At 46.1% G+C, this 16,631-nt stretch carries 14 protein-coding genes; 10 read left to right on the forward strand and 4 right to left on the reverse strand.

Translation table 11 applies throughout. The features are described 5' to 3' along the window. Window positions 1-70 precede the first annotated feature (70 nt). The 10 genes from PSH78_RS17000 to PSH78_RS17045 all read left to right on the forward strand — a co-directional run bounded on the left by PSH78_RS17000 (window position 71) and on the right by PSH78_RS17045 (window position 10,987). Window positions 71-1,264: a DUF262 domain-containing protein gene (locus tag PSH78_RS17000; protein ID WP_219431539.1), complete on the forward strand. Its 1,194-nt coding sequence runs from the start codon at window positions 71-73 to the stop codon at window positions 1,262-1,264. Further along, window positions 1,264-2,871: an ATP-dependent endonuclease gene (locus tag PSH78_RS17005; RefSeq protein ID WP_168224085.1), complete on the forward strand. Its 1,608-nt coding sequence runs from the start codon at window positions 1,264-1,266 to the stop codon at window positions 2,869-2,871. Before PSH78_RS17000 ends, PSH78_RS17005 begins: the two co-directional genes overlap by 1 nt. Before the next feature lie 224 nt (window positions 2,872-3,095). Further along, window positions 3,096-4,178, forward strand: coding sequence for a DNA sulfur modification protein DndB (dndB, locus tag PSH78_RS17010; protein ID WP_168224084.1), 1,083 nt, complete (start codon window positions 3,096-3,098; stop codon window positions 4,176-4,178). Next, a complete protein-coding gene (gene dndC, locus PSH78_RS17015) occupies window positions 4,175-5,701 on the forward strand; it encodes a DNA phosphorothioation system sulfurtransferase DndC (RefSeq protein WP_168224083.1) in 1,527 nt (508 codons plus the stop codon). The genes dndB and dndC overlap by 4 nt, the downstream gene beginning before the upstream one ends. After that, on the forward strand, window positions 5,698-6,153 hold the full coding sequence (locus tag PSH78_RS17020; protein ID WP_305495632.1) for an AAA family ATPase: 456 nt from the start codon (window positions 5,698-5,700) through the stop codon (window positions 6,151-6,153). The genes dndC and PSH78_RS17020 overlap by 4 nt, the downstream gene beginning before the upstream one ends. Window positions 6,154-6,158: 5 nt before the next feature. Continuing rightward, complete coding sequence (dndD, locus tag PSH78_RS17025; RefSeq protein ID WP_305501309.1) at window positions 6,159-7,712, forward strand: DNA sulfur modification protein DndD; 1,554 nt, start codon at window positions 6,159-6,161, stop codon at window positions 7,710-7,712. Then, complete coding sequence (locus tag PSH78_RS17030; protein WP_168224081.1) at window positions 7,709-8,074, forward strand: DndE family protein; 366 nt, start codon at window positions 7,709-7,711, stop codon at window positions 8,072-8,074. Before dndD ends, PSH78_RS17030 begins: the two co-directional genes overlap by 4 nt. A 315-nt stretch (window positions 8,075-8,389) precedes the next feature. Next, complete coding sequence (locus tag PSH78_RS17035; RefSeq protein ID WP_305495634.1) at window positions 8,390-9,445, forward strand: hypothetical protein; 1,056 nt, start codon at window positions 8,390-8,392, stop codon at window positions 9,443-9,445. An 11-nt stretch (window positions 9,446-9,456) separates the two neighbouring features. Beyond that, window positions 9,457-10,053, forward strand: coding sequence for a class I SAM-dependent methyltransferase (locus PSH78_RS17040; protein WP_240961756.1), 597 nt, complete (start codon window positions 9,457-9,459; stop codon window positions 10,051-10,053). Between the two features lie 187 nt (window positions 10,054-10,240). After that, window positions 10,241-10,987 (forward strand): hypothetical protein, encoded by a 747-nt coding sequence (locus tag PSH78_RS17045; protein WP_305495637.1) that lies wholly within the window; start codon window positions 10,241-10,243, stop codon window positions 10,985-10,987. A 382-nt stretch (window positions 10,988-11,369) separates the two neighbouring features. On the opposite strand, the gene PSH78_RS17050 is transcribed toward PSH78_RS17045, so the two are convergent. From PSH78_RS17050 to PSH78_RS17065, 4 genes are all read right to left on the reverse strand, one after another. Beyond that, complete coding sequence (locus PSH78_RS17050) at window positions 11,370-12,335, reverse strand: DGQHR domain-containing protein (RefSeq protein ID WP_305495639.1); 966 nt, start codon at window positions 12,333-12,335, stop codon at window positions 11,370-11,372. Window positions 12,336-12,697: 362 nt separating this feature from the next. Further along, on the reverse strand, window positions 12,698-13,069 hold the full coding sequence (locus PSH78_RS17055) for a hypothetical protein (RefSeq protein ID WP_305495642.1): 372 nt from the start codon (window positions 13,067-13,069) through the stop codon (window positions 12,698-12,700). A gap of 231 nt (window positions 13,070-13,300) precedes the next feature. Further along, window positions 13,301-14,899, reverse strand: a complete 1,599-nt coding sequence (locus tag PSH78_RS17060) for a DEAD/DEAH box helicase (protein WP_305495644.1) — start codon at window positions 14,897-14,899, stop codon at window positions 13,301-13,303. Beyond that, complete coding sequence (locus tag PSH78_RS17065) at window positions 14,839-16,629, reverse strand: hypothetical protein (protein WP_305495646.1); 1,791 nt, start codon at window positions 16,627-16,629, stop codon at window positions 14,839-14,841. The genes PSH78_RS17060 and PSH78_RS17065 overlap by 61 nt, the downstream gene beginning before the upstream one ends. Window positions 16,630-16,631: the final 2 nt, after the last annotated feature.

The following is a 16,631-nucleotide window of genomic DNA, read 5'->3' on the forward strand; positions in this document are numbered from 1 at the left end:
GCCCACCCCTCTCCAACTAACTCCACCAAGTTAAAGGCCGCACCTTGAATAGTAAGCACAAGGAGAACGAATGAACGTTACACCTCGAGACGAAAAGATTAAAAGCGTATTTGACGACATTATCGCCGACAACATTGATTTAAGACCCGACTTCCAAAGGGGCGAGGTATGGGACTCAAATAAAAAGAAACTATTAATTGACTCTATTTTTAGGGGGTGGCAAGTCCCTCCAATTCATCTAGTTCGCATTGATGGACATAAAGCTGAAGTCTTGGATGGTCAACAACGCCTAACTGCCATTCGAGATTTTATGCAAAATAAATTCGCCATAGATGGAGCTATCGAACCGCTAGACGACGATATCGTTGAATTGGGAGGATTGAAGTACTCATCTTTACCCGAAGATAAAAAGATCGAATTCCAAAGATATCTTTTGAAAATATATGAGATCACTCACTACAATCACGGCGAACCGGGAGAGCTGTTCCATCGCCTAAATCAGTCGGTAAAGCTTACGTCGGCCGAACAAAGAAATGCATTTTTTGGAAGCATAAGAGATCAGGTTTCTTCGCTGGTTTCATATATGGCAAAAAAAGGCATTGATAAAACGGTTCTAGGGTTCTCGAACTCGCGAATGGCGTATAACGACCTTCTAACGAGAGTTTGTTTTATTCTAGAAAACTCGGGATTGAGAACGCCAATTAGCGACCGCTCCCTAACTGCTAGATTCAGAAATAAAGACGGATTTTCTCAGGAAATCATCAACGCAGTTAAAGGCGCTATAGACTTTCTAGTGCAAGTAAAAGAAAATCTGATTTCAAGTGAGGACGATATAAACCTAACCAAAGCCTCCTCCTTTAACTGGCTATATGTTCTGGCAAGCGAGTTAATTGATGGGGGAGACTTAGGTGATGAACGCTTTTTTAAAGGCTTTATCTATCTAGAGCTTGCAAAAAACAAAGTTAAGAACAACTTGCAGATTGATAAGGATCTCGCAGAATATTTTGGCTTCGATCGTGGAGCGCTGCGTGAGCTTCTGCTCCTATACATTGAGCGCTCGTCATCCCGTGTAACCTCTACCAGCTCTATACTAATACGCGACTTAGTAATAAATATAAGCCTGGCCTTGTCTGGTTACAGTAACCGATCATTATACACCGCAGAAGATGAGGTTGTTGCAAGCATAATCGAGTCAATCAGAAATAGCAGCGATGATATTAAAACATTAATCGAGGATGCTGCAGTGAAATGGAGGTCTGAATAATGAGACTAGCCGCTATTGACGATGCATGGCGCGATGTATTGAAAATCGATAAGTACCCATGCCGACTTATAGATGTTAGGGTTAGAGGTGTCGCAGGATTTAAAAGCGAAGTCGACTTGAACTTTAAGTCTGCCATAACTGCTATATGTGGGAAAAATGGAGTAGGAAAGACAACACTTATAAAGTTTCTTTACTCTGCGTTCATAGATGGCAACGTCAGTGCTGCACACAGCAAATTTGCGGGCACTACGTTTGATGCAACCATTTACAAAAATCATAAACTGGTCGCCCCTGAAGCTTCAGCCATAGGCGGATTCAGCGCTTACTACCTAGAACCCTCGAGAGAGTGCACTCGAATTATAGAATACCTGAGGAGTACCGATAATGTGGACGAGCTTCTTGAGGGCGTGGATGATAATCGTTCATTCAACGAACAGAAATTCAAGTCAATAATTGAGAATATTGTAGGAAAAAGCTACCAATCCATAATTTTTTATGAGATTGCTGACGCAATGCCGCATGAGTATGGCTTTCCATTTCCGTACTTCGAAGTTACCCTACCCAATGGGTCAAGCTATACAAATACAGACATGGGAATGGGGGAGCTTTCATGCCTATACGTAACGTGGTTTATTTATCACTATATAGAGCCTCAGAGCTTGCTATTCATTGAGGAGCCGGAAAACTTTATTTCTGCATATAGCCAGTTACGCTTAATGGATTTGATCGCGGATCGCTCGTTCTCGCAAAAGCTTTGGGTCATCCTTTCAACTCATTCGGAGCACATCCTCTCTAAAGTTGGAATTGAAAATATAAGGATTTTGTCACAATACTGCTTAGAAAGTCGCTCAGCGATATCCAACCCAAAACATGTTAGAAAGTATCTTTCCGCACTAGGCCTATCTAGCAATATCTTGGGTATCTATATTGTGGAAGACGAGCTGGCTAGATTCTTCCTTGAGTATATTCTGGATAAATCCGATCCTGATATGCTAACAGACTTTCCTATAATTCAAATGCGCTGCGATTCTAATATCGAGAAAATTGTAAAGCATTTTGAGCCAACCCCCAATCCCCCATTTGAAATTCTTGCTGTATTAGATGCAGATCAGTCAGCGATAATAAAGCCACTATCCGGAAAGCACATTTATGTTACCGCCCTTCCGTCGGCACGAAAATTAACCCCGGAACTTGAGCTGTGGTCAGTCTTAGATCTAAACTTAGATGAAATTGCGCAATTTTTAGATATTGGAGCAGAACGGTTAAAGGATGCAGTTGAGGAAGTTCGTCATGGCGATCATCATGATAGGTATGCGAAAATTTCAAACGTTTGCAGGAAAAGTAAACGCGATCTCGTAGATGCCATATTAAGAAAATGGTATCAACTTCCAGAAAACGAAGCACTTGCAAAAAAATTCTATCTAGCAATAAAGCTTAGAAAAGAAAAGCTAGCAGTACAGCGCCTCGTTGAATCGGTGGAAATGAAAGTTGTTGCAACTGACTTTACAGATCACTTGGAGACTTCTCAGTGTACTGTCAATTGCAATCACTCAAGGCCATACATTGAGGCAAAAATTGGCTTTGATGGCTCAGACTTTTTTGCATGACCTTTTCTAACTCGGCACTCCTTATTTGTGAGGAGTGCCGATCTACCTGCCCTACGGCTTGCCATTTACACTCTCTGGAGCCTTTATACAGCGATCCTGCCTCGCCTAACGGTGTGACGGCTTAGCATTTTCGTGGCGCATGATGCCCGACTGAGCAGTTAATCTTGCGTGTACGTTAAAAATATGCAAAATGACGTACCGACAGAGAAAACACGTGCAGTCTCATGAATACCTACGTCCACTCCTTCCCTTGTGTCAGAGGCATCCAAGCTGGTAGGCCATGCTATATAGCTATGTGCCCCATGCGCCTCGTGCCTAAAATCTTCATTTTCAACGAGGATAATGTCCCGGCTGACTTGCGCGCGCAGCGAACATTAAACCTTGCTAGAGTCCCTGAGATCTCTGCATATTTGCTTGACAATCGCGATGACTACACTCTGTCCGCCATCACCGCCTCTGTTGATGGAGTTGTCCAATTCAATCCAGCTTCTGACACTGGCCTAGAGCAAAGCATCGGTACCCTCACCATCCCGATGGAAGCCCAGATACTCATCAACGACGGTCAGCATCGCCGCGCTGCGATTGAGCAAGCAATTCGTGAAAATCCAGAGCTCGGCTACGATAGTATTCCCGTATTGTTCTTCATTGATGAGGGCCTCACTCGTAGCCAGCAAATGTTCGCGGACCTCAACAAGCATGCCGTGAGGCCAAGCAGCTCCATCAGCACCCTTTACGATCATCGGGACCTGATTTCCGATCTAGCCCGTTATCTGGCCAAAAACGTAGATGTTTTCTCAAGGATGACGGAACTAGAGAAATCGAGTCTCTCCCCTCGTAGCTCCAAGCTCTTTACCCTCAGCGCCATAAAAAACGCGTCACGCGTCTTATTGAAAAAAGGGAAAGGCGATCTCATCGCGCAGAATGAACGGGAGCTCGCAAAATCATTCTGGGGGGAAGTGTCCTTGCAGATGCCCGACTGGATCAGGGCCAAAAACAAGGAGTTGTCGACGTCCGAATTACGAGACAATTACATTCATGCCCACGGCGTGATGCTGCAAGCAATGGGACTCGTTGGAGCTGAACTGATTATCCGTAAGGAGACTGAGTGGAAAACAACACTCGGCCAGCTCCGCCAGATTGATTGGTCACGGGCTAACCCTGAATGGGAAGGTCGCGCCATGGTCCACGGGCGGATTTCTAAAGCCACAACGAACGTGGCGCTCACCGCTAGTCTTATCAAGAAAAAACTTGGCGTCCCGCTGTCCACGGCTGAACGAGAGTTAGAAAACAGGTTTCCTCAACAATGAGCAATGACCAATTCCTCTACCCATCGCACGATGATTTCGTTCAAGAAGCGATCATTTCTGGAAGACCGCTAGCGGACGCTGTCCGCGAACTTCAAAGCATCTACAAGGCCGATAATCGTCCTTGGGTAGTGGGGTTCAGCGGCGGAAAGGACTCAACCGTCATCCTTTCGCTTACTTACTACGCCTTAAAGATGTTACCGCCTAAGGAGCGCCACAAGCACGTATACGTCGTCTCCTCCGATACTCGAGTGGAAACACCCGTTGTAGTGGACATGATCCGCCAAGTGCTTGATTCGGTGAACTCTCAAGCAGTTAAAGATCAGATTCCGATGACAGCCCACTCTGTCACTCCCAAAGTAGGCGAGACCTTCTGGGCCAACCTCCTAGGTAAGGGCTACCCCGCGCCGACCAAGGCGTTTCGTTGGTGCACAGAGCGGATGAAAATCGATCCGGTTAGCGAGTTTATAAAAGACAAGGTAGCCCGGTTCGGCGAAGTCGTGGTGGTGCTCGGCTCGAGACGTGAGGAAAGCAACACGCGTGCGCAGGTGATCACGCGCCATAAAATCGATGGATCAGCTTTGGGCCGGCACACCACCCTGCCAAATGCCTATACCTACATGCCAATTGAGCTATGGCACGCCGATGATGTGTGGGAATACCTCATGAGTGCTGCCAGGCCATGGGGTGGCTCAAATAGAGTGTTGTTTGAGCTGTACAAGGACTCCAACGCTGGCGAGTGTCCACTGGTGATCGACACCAATACCCCATCCTGCGGTAACTCCCGCTTCGGATGCTGGACGTGCACCGTGGTGACTCATGACAAGGCGATTGAAGGTCTCGTAAACAGCGGTGAAGATTGGATGCTACCGTTGCTCCAGTTCCGCAATCAGTTGCATGCCAGCTCGCTTCCTGAGAACAAAACTGAGTACCGCAACTACAAACGCCGTACAGGGAAAGTCACCTTCGCAAGAGGCGCAATCGACGACGACACAAATGCAGCAACCAAGCACGTTCCTGGCCCGTATTGGATGAAATATCGCAAAGAGTGGCTCAAGCTGCTTTTGGAAATTGAAAAAGGCATCCGTGAGACCGATCGTGATATTGAGCTGATTGGCCGGGATGAGCTGCAGGTGATCCGCCAACAATGGCTGAAAGATCCGAATGAGCCAGACTGGATTGATTCGCTCCCAAAAATTTATGCCGAGGTCTATCCCGCGGATACGGTGGAGTGGATCAAGAATGATGCCGGCGCGTTCACTGAGCCTGATGCCGCCATCCTCAATGCACTGGAAGCGGAACATGGCGTGCCAGCTGTATTGATCATGAAGCTGATAGATACAGAGCTGTCGTTCTCCGGCCTATCACGCCGCAAAGGGATTCTGGAGGAATTGCAGAAGATCCTGGAGCAGGACTGGGGTGGGCTTGATGAGGCTATGGAGCGGCGCGCCGTTCCTAAAGTTAACGACACATATAAAACCTCTTTCGAATCCCTGAAAGCAGAAATAGATGGCTTGCTGCAATGATTATTGACTCCCTTTCAGTACTAGATTTCCGTGTGTTTAGCGGCGCACACAACTTTGACTTGGTACCCAAGATCAAAAGAGGCAAAAACGCTCCTATCGTTTTGTTTGGTGGCTTAAATGGCGGCGGCAAGACAACCATTCTGAGCGCACTGAAGCTTGCCTTGTATGGCAAAGGCGTGCTCGGGTCTGGCGCTACGATCGCGGACTATCACCAATATCTTCGTGATTGCATTCATAGAGCACACAATAGCATTGCCAAACCTACACGAGCGTCCGTCGATCTAACATTTCGCTATGCGCAATACGGAGTGATTTCGAGCTATCAATTGACTCGAGATTGGTTTGTTGATCATGGCGGCAAGATCAAGGAAGGTCTTATTATTTCAAAGGACGGTCAGCATCTGACCGAACTCTCTCCTATGAGCAAGCCCAGGCTTTCCTCAACGAGCTGATCCCAATTGGTGTTTCCGAGTTGTTCTTCTTCGACGGCGAAAAAATCGCGAGCCTCGCAGAAGAAACATCCGGAGATGCCTTGCGAGACTCTATCAACAAGCTTCTAGGTTTGGATCTGATCGACAGACTGCATTCCGATCTATCGGTGATTATCAGAGGGCGCTCAGTAAAAAAAGCCTCCGATGATCGCAAGCAGAAGATAGCTACGGCCGAGCGCACGTACGAGGATCTAAAAAAGCAACTCGCAGAGACACGCGAAAAGCTTGTCCATATGCGCGTAAGTACCGTAGAGGCTAATAAGAATCTAGCCAATATTGAGGCGAAGATTAATGCGCGAGGTGGTGCTTGGAGCGCCACAAGAGAGCAAGAAGCTGCTAGTCTCGACTCATTGCTTAGTGAGAAAAAGGCGATAGAACATACCTTGCATGAGATGCTGAGTGGTTTATTGCCCTTTTCTATTACTTGTAAACTCAACGAAAAACTTCTTGCGCAATTGGACGCTGAGCAGCGCACGGAAAAAGCACAGGTACTTTCTGAGTATCTGGAACGTCAGCAAAGCAATTTTCTGGCTGAGCTTGAATCGACGCTAAAAATTAGCAACCAGCAGCGCCCTGCCCTTCAAGAAATTTTCCTTAGGACATTCGGTTCAGAACTCGGTAGTAGCGATCGAAACCAACCGCCAGTACATGAACTCTCTGATACTCAGAGATCCAGTATTGCTCATCGGCTGACGAACGATGTGAGCTCACTCCAGCAACGCGCATCTGCCCTAGCGATGACGCTTCAGGACACGGACACAGGGATCGAATCTGCAAAAGAAAATATCGGGAGAGCCCCAGAAGAAAAAGTGCTGACGCCCCTGTTCAACGAACAAGGGCAACTACAGGGGCGCTTGTCCGTTCTGGAGGAACAAAAATCTGTACTTGTTGAAGAAGCAAAGACGATTCTTAATCAATTATCGTCAGCAGCGCGTCATCTAGATCAGTTATATACAGAGATTTCCGAGTCGCAAGAAGAAGAGAGGCTGTCCGAGCTCGCTCAAAGTGCCAGAGAGGTTCTAAAAGAATTTTCTACTCGCGCACGGATCGAAAAGCTGAAGGAACTTGAGTCACAGTTTTACACATCTTTCAATGGTCTCGCTCGGAAAGAAGGTCGAAATCTGAGCATTCAGATAGATCCGACTTCCTTCGAGGTTGTCCTTATTGATGATGAGGGTTTAACACTTCGTAAGGATGAACTGTCAGCGGGTGAAAAACAAATTTTTGCAATTTCTATTCTGGAGGCCTTAGCCCGTACCTCTGGGCGAAGCCTGCCAGTCGTCATTGATACACCGCTTGGCCGACTCGACTCTATTCATCGCAAAAAACTCGTGGAAAATTACTTCCCCAAAACTAGCCATCAAGTGATTATCCTGTCGACAGATACTGAAATTGATTATGCATTCTACGAAGGCTTACAAGGAAGCATTTCTCACTCTTATCACCTGGTATACAATCCAGAAACTCGTTCCACTCAAGCAGAGGAAGGCTATTTCTGGCGGTGGGCACAACACGCATGAACGTATTTCCGCACAAATTTAAAATTTCAGCTTCTTCTACTGCGAAACTGAAGTATCTAAAATCAAAAACGGGCCTTACACCTAACATCTTAAGTCGATACGCCATTGCCCTCGCCCTTGCGGATGACAGTGGCTTAGGCAATGCCAGCGTATCGGACCTAGATGGTCAGGAGTTCAATGCTCCTACTTTGTTTGGAGAGCACCTGGATATCTATGAGGCGCTGCTCCGACAATTTACACATCAAAACAATCTGAATTGGGATCCCGTCAGGCACGTGGCGTCGCTGATTGAAGTGGGCCTACATAAAATTGGACATGTTCGATCAATAAAGGATGTAGCGCGCCTTATTGCAAATGACTAAAAAAATGCCATTTTAACTAGTTAGAACTAATCCAAACTCAAGTTTTTGAGTTTGGATTAATAAATCTCTGGCATAATAGTTGCGGAACACTCCGCCAGCAGGACATTGGACCACTTGCTAGGACACATATTAAAGTATCCCCTCCCATAGAAATAAGCATCCATCTCCGCCTGCCCCCCCGTTCATCATGCATATAATAATTCTCTAGTTTCATAAAAAACCGCATCATTACCGAATGCTCGAGCATCTATCTTCAGTAGCCAAATTTTTTTAGTCATGGCTTAATATCTGCTTGTGCAAATTGAGCCGGTCACCATGAAATTTTACTGTCGGATATTCTTCTCTCTCTCGATCATGAGCACCCCATTGCTAGCTGACGAGCTTTCGCTTTCGGTTAATAGCCCTCCCGGTGCCCAGTCAGCAGAATCAAAACCGTTACCTACTGCGATTCAGTTAACTGAATCAAAGCCCTTGAGCACTCAGTTTCAAAACGCTGAGTCACAGCAACCATCTGCATCACCCCAGCCGCTTGAAGCCCCTTCTTCAACTGAAGAATTTAAAGCTAAAGAGTTCTCTATCCAACCTCAGCACATCCTTGTGGATAAATTGGATTCGATTTCACGTACTAATGACGAAATAGTAAAAAGAATTGAGACACTAAAACAAACTACACTTGAAAAATTGTATCCGGCAATATTCGGTTTTCTAGGTATTTTGATTGGCGGAGGTATCAATTTTTTTCTTCACAGAAGTCAACTTTCTCATAATCTTAAGGAGCGCAAAGAAAAGTTCTCATTTGAAGTAAAACAAAAAATATTTGAATATAGAAACAAGCAAAATAATGATTTCTATGGCCCACTATTAGTTCTTTTAGCCCAAAGCAAAGAGCTTAGCTCCCAGTTACATGATCAGCTTCAGAAATTTGACGGCTCTCGCTATAGGTACAGAACAAACTTAATGGAGCCCCGGCCAAAGAAAGCACTCCATATTTTTACAGAAGGTACTGCCACCCCCTTTAGATTAATAGAAGACCTACCTTACTTAGGTAAGCATATAAGAGCTTCACTCCCCCAAGTCTTGGTAATCATTGAGGTAGGCGAGCAGCTCTCTGCGCTAATTGAGCGCTCATCCGGCCTTGCAAACCCTAAAAACTTAGAGTTAAGTGGATGTCTCGGTACTTACTTGGCCCACTTGCGAGCTTTGAAGGATGCTTATGCCCAGGCCAAGAAACCGAGACAATCTGAGCCGACTAGATTGTATACCGCCGTATTCCCCCGCCAAATCTACGATTTAGCAAAGAAGGACTATGACGAGATAAATACTCAGATTGAAGTATGGGAAAATCAAGCTAAACCTATTGAGAGGGGATAATTTTGAACTCGATGAAAGCAGACCCTCAAACCATAGAGTACTATGACAGCTTCGCAAAATCCTATGATTTAAAAACATTTCAACTTGAACTTACAGATCAGTGGAATAGCTTCGCAAGCATGTTAAATGTAGGTGCAAAAATTCTTGATGTCGGCTGTGGTACAGGGCGGGATATCAAACATTTCCAGAACCTAGGTTTTTTAGTTGATGGCATTGAGCCTTCAAGAAAAATGGCCGCAATCGCCAGATCCAAAACTAACGCCACTATCTTCAACATGGCGGCTGAAGACATTAACTTCATCGATAGCTACGATGGGATATGGGCATGCGCGTCTTTAGTACATATCCAAAAGGCGTTATTCGTTAAAACTTTGAAAGCAATCCTCAAGGCTCTAAAATCGGGAGGCTACCTATACATTTCGCTCAAGGAAGGTGAAGGTCAAACTCGACTTAATGACGGAAGGTTGTTTAGTTATTTTACGAAGTCAGATCTTCATGAAATCGTCTCGACCTTGACAAATGCCAGTATCATCAAATCATGGGCAACGTCAGATTCAGCAGGTCGCGGTGATATTAGCTGGATAAATATGATTATACAGAAAAACTAATAGCTCTATTATGTTATTACACCCCGCCACCGGGAGCATACGAGCTCTTGGCAGCTTCTATTGCCGTAGCTAAAATGGTGATACTCTTATTTAGCCATCGAAAAAAATCAACCATGACTCTATATTTTGCATTTAAAAGTTTATGAGTTACAACGTAAGATATTATGAGCATCGGGGAGAATTGAGCATGAATACTAAAAAAACAAAACCGGTGGTGCGATTTGATCTTTTAGGCCTATGGCCGGGTGCAGATGTCGAAATCACGAAGGAATTGATGAATATTGTTTTTGATATAGTAGAGGAATTATTTGGTAAAAAGCTTCGTAGTCCAGTATTGATTACCAATTACCCAGACGCCAAAAACCCACTTGCTTGTTATGATATGAAGGATGGATGCTATCAAGTGCATCTCTGCGTCAAATCTGGTCTGAGCTGGTGCCAGATCGTTTATCAGCTCGCACATGAATTATGCCATCTCCACAGTAACTACGCTGACTCGAAAGGTCACAAACATAAATGGTTTGAAGAAAGCTTGTGTGAGATGTGCTCGATTGTAGTTTTGATTGAGTTGAGTGAGCAGTGGAAAAAAACCAGTATGCATAGATATAATTATGCTGCCAGCATAAAAGAATACGCTGAGTCACTTAACTCGATGACCGGTTATGTGCCTAAAAGTCAAGATGCATTTATTTCGTGGCTCGCTATCAATATCGAAGAGCTTGAAAGAAATTCTGAAAATCGGGTACTTAATGGGGTGGTGGCTAGATATCTTTTCAATAATAGATTCAGCACCCAGTCAACGGGATGGGCGTGTGTAGGCATGCTGAATCAATGGAACTGCCATGAGAATTTAAGTTTTACAGAGTACAAAGACTCTTGGCGGAGATGCTGTGCTGATTCAGCGGAGGTGAATGAGATCGTAAATTTATTATGATCCAATTGAGATGTGTAATTACCTAAAGGATGTATCAAGGAGTCACTTCTGCGCGAAGTACGCAAGCGCACGGCCAAGTCACCTATCGAACTCCAGTATTTCGGGTGATGTTGTCCGCGTTTTTTTAAACAAACGCGATCGCCCTACCACAAGCATTTTCATCCGACAACGAAGCGTCACACCAAACCATCTAGAGCCCAGGTAGTCCAAGAAATACCTGCAACTGGGCCTAGGATTCCAACGAAGCCATTCATCAAGGCAGAAAGATCCATCGTTTACCTGATGTTCGGGCACCGTAAGCGGCTAAATAATAGGACGTCCTCCTATACACGCATAGAAAGGGTAAAACTTAATCATCCGTCACCCTGTGGAAGCCAAGGACTCATTGTTTTTCCGACAACTTCGAAAGAAACTCTCGAGATATTATCTTCTGGTTCTTCGCGTTCAACTTAATAATGACTTCTCGCTTCTGTGACCATATCTTATCTTTCAAAATCGATCCACCCAAGCACAAATCCTTTGATAGGATATTTTTTATTACTGACTCCACATCACCTTTATTTGATTTTAATCCAGATATCACAATATCCGTATATAAGTCCCAACCCACAGGTCTAAACAGAAGGTGCCCACCATCATCGCCCCCTCTGTAATCAGAAACCTCTGCCCCCTTATTAATAACCGTGCTTAACTCTGAACAATATTCAAACGTATACTTAAAAAAATCCACCACCTGCTTCAGTATTTGCTCATTACCCTTGAAGCGATAGCGATCTAGGTCCGAGACCTTTACGCCGAGATTGTACGCTGCGAGCTTCTGTATGTTGTCATATATATTAACAATTGAAGTAATGCTGGTGCCATCCCTGACAGGCCCCGAGTTGAATGAAACATTGCTTTCATTAAACCAAGGATACTCATCTGACTCGATCAATGCTCTGGTTACACACGCAGAAATATCATCTTCATCCAATGCGATTATCGCATCCTTACTCACTAGCTTTGCCTTCTTGTTTAGGGTTGTAAAAAGCCTCCTAGATCTAACTTTCCCACTTGGGGTATTCGAATGAGCTACAATTATGACGTTAATCAAATCAGCGCCTAACTGCTTATTGCTTTCTACTGCAGATTTGATACCTGCCAAGCGATGTTGCCCGTCTAGAGCAAAAAGCTTTTCACCTCTGGTTATTGACAAAAAACCCAGGCAATTTTCAGCATACTCTGGAATTTCTAGAAGTGAAGCCTCTTCGGTATTAGGTCGCAAACTTTCTACATCGTGCCAGTTTGGATCGCCGTCATAAATCGCCACAACTAGCGAATTAAAAAACCTGTCTTCATTGCTTAACAAGTAATCAGATATTTCTTTCCCCTTTCCTCATTCAATTCTCGCTGTATTTTATCCGACAGCTTGCCAATCTGATGCAGCTCTTCAGCAAAGCCGATCAGATCTGCGGCATCCGAAAGCCTCATCATGCAACTATAGGTGTCCCATGATCCCATGTACCCTCGCAAACACGGCAAAACCAATCGCTTACTCATATGATCCGCACTCCACGCAACAGACTCCTGACTTCACCTGAAAAATCCATCTGGCAACAGGGTGGGACAAAAATATCAGCCAACGCCCGCTCTACTACTGAGGTCGCATCACCATCCGGCACCACAGAATAATAATAAAAAAGATGTTCGGAGAAGTATTTTAATAGCTTCTTAACTTTCGGTCTTTTTTTTATAGCCAGAGACATTCACATAATCCATAAATCTTTTGGCAATTGTATTTGACGAATCCGTATCCCCAGCCTTGCCAACATACATCACGTAGGAGTTCATGGGTAGCTTTTGACTTTCAACACTAACCATGAACATATACACCCCTTGCTGTTCAGGAAAATCATGCCCTGCATGGTCGTCATACTTAACTCTCACCCAATTCAAAGAAGGCAAATCATCATTTCGCTTGAACAGTGCGGGGCATAACAGGAATGGGAAAGTATTTTTAAAAAAACCTAAATATGCCTCTCTTTTTTCATTCTCATCAAAACTTGCCATACCCTCATCTAAAGCCTCATATATGCTAACCACCGCGCAACTCCATACCAGAGGAAAACTTATTCACCAACGCTGCAGCCATGTTGCACTAAGCAAAACCCAAGATAACCGCCCCCTAATAGTCCTTCAATCTGTCTATGAATGGCAGGCCCTGGACCGGGCCGACTTAATGCGAACAAAATTTACTCTACCTATGAATTAAGCGAGCCATATTCCGATTTATTAGGCAGGACCGCTAGCCCTTTTCCTGCGTCAATTAGACTTTCATTTCATCATTTCAAAATCATTAACTTTTAATGATACTGGTACATTCCAAGCATGCTGCATTAACCTCGGAAACAGGTTCTCTTCAGAACCTTTCTTTGAATTCCAACGTCGAAGAAAGTCACGATGACCAAAAAATAGAAGGTGAAGCTTCGCTCTAGAGCAAGCCACGTTGAGACGTTTCCGGTCGAGGATAAAGTTAAGATTCCCCTCGGTGCGAACAGTAGAATAACAAACGATGTCCGCCTCACTCCCCTGAAACGCATCCACTGTATCAACAGCTATCGATAATTGACCAAGCTTCCCTTCCACCCATCCAATCTTACGCAAGCTCGCACGCACACATTCTTTCTGCGCTCCATACGGCGTAATGACAGCCACCGAAATAGGCTTCGTTGTACTGTCCGCAAGATTAGCCAAAAACTGAGTTATCTCCTTCGCCTCCTCCCGATTTTCTTTGCTTTGCGAAACTTTCGGCTGCGATTGACGCCCTTTCACGTCGACCCAGTAAATCGATTTTTCGAGCAAATATCGCTCTTCGAAATACGCGTCATCTCGGCCATTGTGAAGCACACGTTTACCTTCACGCATGTAGAAAAGTTCTGCCACCAAATCCCCGATCGCCGGCGCCATTCGATACTGCAAACTCAAAGTCTCGCGGCACTGTGGCGGAAGGCGCTCGAACATCAATTCAAAGAAGCTGGTATCCAAGAAATTTTCACGTAGGAACCCAAGTTCTTCTACGGCTTCATCCTCTCGGAGCAACGGAGCGATGCTTGGTGGAAGCTGGTAGTGATCGCCTACAAGAATCACCTTGTTTGATCGCAAGATGGGAATGAGGATTTCCGGGATGGTGGCCCTGCCCGCCTCATCAATGATTGCTACGTCGAACTGGAGTTGATCTATACCTCCCTTGTTCGTAGCCAAGCCCACACAGGTGGCACCGACCAGGTTGCGGTCGGCCAAGAGCGTAATAAAAAATTCGTCCTGGTTGGCGCGCGACTGTGAGGCTTGCTTGATCGAGGAAAGCCACATGTGACACAACGCGGCTTCATTATCCGGTAGGCTGACGGCGCCGGCAATTGCGAGATCTTCGAGATCCGTAAGGTATTCACTGAATTGGCTGTCGAACCCTAGCGGTTTGATGACGCTACTCATCTTCTCAGGATTACCTATCCGAATAGTGCGAATCGCGTGGTCGAAGCCATCGGCATGCTCGACTAGAAACTTCTCCAGGGCGTTGTCCACCGCAGAGTTTTGTTGCGACACCACTAGAATTCGGAGATCAGAGCGCTGACGGTAAAGCTGATACAAAATCTCAACAATAGCCGTTGTCTTACCAGCGCCAGGTGGCCCCTGAATCAACGCGATATTTCGCTCACTCAGCGCTAACTCCACCACTCGTTTCTGACTCTCATCCAGAGCCCCGGACCACGCTATGTCCCTACTCCGCACTGCCGGCTCGGCGAGATAATGCTCTGGCGCAAGCAGGATGCTCTTGAGCGCCGGGTTAACCAGTTGATCGTTGAAAAAGTCTTCTAACGCTTGCGCCTGACGCTTGAGTGCAGCACTGGGTACAGTGACAACCAAACGCAGCATTGCATTTGGCTCTTCTGGCAACGAGAAAGCGCTCTCGATGCTAATACTGCTCTTAGTGCAAATGTACAAAGGACGCCGGCGGCGATCGCGGGAGACAACAGGCACAAACTCACAACGGTCCGCATCCCATAGCAAGAGTCGGACACAGTGGTCAGGATTAAGGAAGTTTTTGTCTGACAGCACCTCGCGAAGCTCTCGACTAGGCCTTCGAAAGCCTCGTGATCTGACGACGGGAGACTGTCTCGTTGGAGTACAAGCACATCGTCTTCTTGAACAAGGAGCATGCTTGCTGAAAAATCCAGTACAGAAACTTCTTCCTGGCTGCGTTGATACGCGATGACCTGCTCCCAGCGCTGATAGAAACGACTGTGAGCCAAGCGCTCAGGTGAGTCTTTCATATCCATTGCAGTTTGAGAGCAGAAGCGAAGGAACTCTTCTACACCGCTTCGCCATCCAACCTGCGACATCGCCGCCAGCTTCTGATTAAGAAGCGTGAACCGAAATGGGGTATCGAGACCAATCTGCAGAGTCCCCGCCTGAACAACCTGATGGACTTCGAGCAAGCTAAAACTGGTCGTCGGCGCGCACTCCACCCTCACTGAGGCTTTGCCCAGAGAAATCATTCCCGTCGCACCAGAGTAGCCGAGCAGTGTCCAAGGCTCGTCCTCTTCGAAAAACTGTTGGTCGGTCACACCCTCTAGATACTTCTCATCTACGGTCAAATAAAGCTGCTGATAGGACTGAACCCCACGAGCGCGATAGTTAAACTCGCTGACCTCTATATTGGTGCGTCCTTGCTCAAAGGGATTACGTAGCAAACACAGATCGAACTGCGTCGGATGCACCAAGATCTTTTGGCCAGAGAGCAGTCGTACGCCAGGATGCTTTAGCTGGCTGACAGGAAGCGTGGCGCGGATCAGTCCATCAAACAACGTCCCAATCATCGATTGCTTCTGCTTTCGTTCAACAATGAAAGGTACGGGTTCACCGGTGATGATGTGGTTATAGTAGAGCGCGCCTCGGGCGACACAGCCATAGAAGGATCCATTGTCCCACTTGGTAGCAGACTTGATCAGTACGGGTATCTCATCGTTGAACGGCAGTGCTAACGCCTTTTGAGACACGTCGTCAGTACCGAACGAGATTCGATGCCCGAAGCGTGGGAGTGGCCTGCTAATTTCTTCCATCGCCACCAATACGAGCTTTCCTGGGTAAAGCCATTCCAGAGGAAGAAGCTTGTCTGCCGGGTCAAGCGCTAGCAGCAGCGCGTAATGTTCACCCACAAGCAAGGTGTCGACTTCATTCTCCGCGAATGTCAGATAGCGCTCGTACTCTTTCATGCGTACTACAGCATCTTCGACACGTGCGTACTCTCGACGAAGTGCTGACTTACGGTAGGGGCTGGAGGTCTTATCAGAAATTTCCCGGGCAACCATCTGCTCGAGCTTATTCAGCTCCTCTGGAATTCCAACTATCGCCTCGCGGTTTTCCCGGATCACTCTACGTAAAAGTTGAACGTGCTCAAGAACCATCTCCCGATATTCTTCCCACGCCCTTTGCTCTTGACGTGCCTGAGCGGCAGCTGCCCGGCGTCGAATCTCGTCCGTACGGGCGTGCTCCTGCGCATGTTTTCGCTCTTCTTCCTCAGTCATGCTGTTAGCTAGCCAGCTGAAGACTTTAGCAACCGCAAAAATCGCAACGCCAATACCGACAACGAGAGGAGCTGCCATAA

The sequence above is a fragment of the Pseudomonas sp. FP198 genome (genome assembly GCF_030687895.1).
In the GTDB taxonomy this organism is placed as follows: Bacteria; Pseudomonadota; Gammaproteobacteria; order Pseudomonadales; family Pseudomonadaceae; genus Aquipseudomonas.

Excerpts from the sequence above, each read along its gene's own strand:
- PSH78_RS17000 (WP_219431539.1), top strand. The coding sequence starts at position 71 with ATGAACGTTACACCTCGAGACGAAAAGATTAAAAGCGTATTTGACGAC.
- PSH78_RS17005 (WP_168224085.1), top strand. The coding sequence starts at position 1,264 with ATGAGACTAGCCGCTATTGACGATGCATGGCGCGATGTATTGAAAATC.
- dndB (WP_168224084.1), top strand. The coding sequence starts at position 3,096 with ATGAATACCTACGTCCACTCCTTCCCTTGTGTCAGAGGCATCCAAGCT.
- dndC (WP_168224083.1), top strand. The coding sequence starts at position 4,175 with ATGAGCAATGACCAATTCCTCTACCCATCGCACGATGATTTCGTTCAA.
- PSH78_RS17020 (WP_305495632.1), top strand. The coding sequence starts at position 5,698 with ATGATTATTGACTCCCTTTCAGTACTAGATTTCCGTGTGTTTAGCGGC.
- PSH78_RS17030 (WP_168224081.1), top strand. The coding sequence starts at position 7,709 with ATGAACGTATTTCCGCACAAATTTAAAATTTCAGCTTCTTCTACTGCG.
- PSH78_RS17035 (WP_305495634.1), top strand. The coding sequence starts at position 8,390 with ATGAAATTTTACTGTCGGATATTCTTCTCTCTCTCGATCATGAGCACC.
- PSH78_RS17040 (WP_240961756.1), top strand. The coding sequence starts at position 9,457 with ATGAAAGCAGACCCTCAAACCATAGAGTACTATGACAGCTTCGCAAAA.
- PSH78_RS17045 (WP_305495637.1), top strand. The coding sequence starts at position 10,241 with ATGAATACTAAAAAAACAAAACCGGTGGTGCGATTTGATCTTTTAGGC.
- PSH78_RS17060 (WP_305495644.1), bottom strand. The coding sequence starts at position 14,899 with ATGCTGCGTTTGGTTGTCACTGTACCCAGTGCTGCACTCAAGCGTCAG.
- PSH78_RS17065 (WP_305495646.1), bottom strand. The coding sequence starts at position 16,629 with ATGGCAGCTCCTCTCGTTGTCGGTATTGGCGTTGCGATTTTTGCGGTT.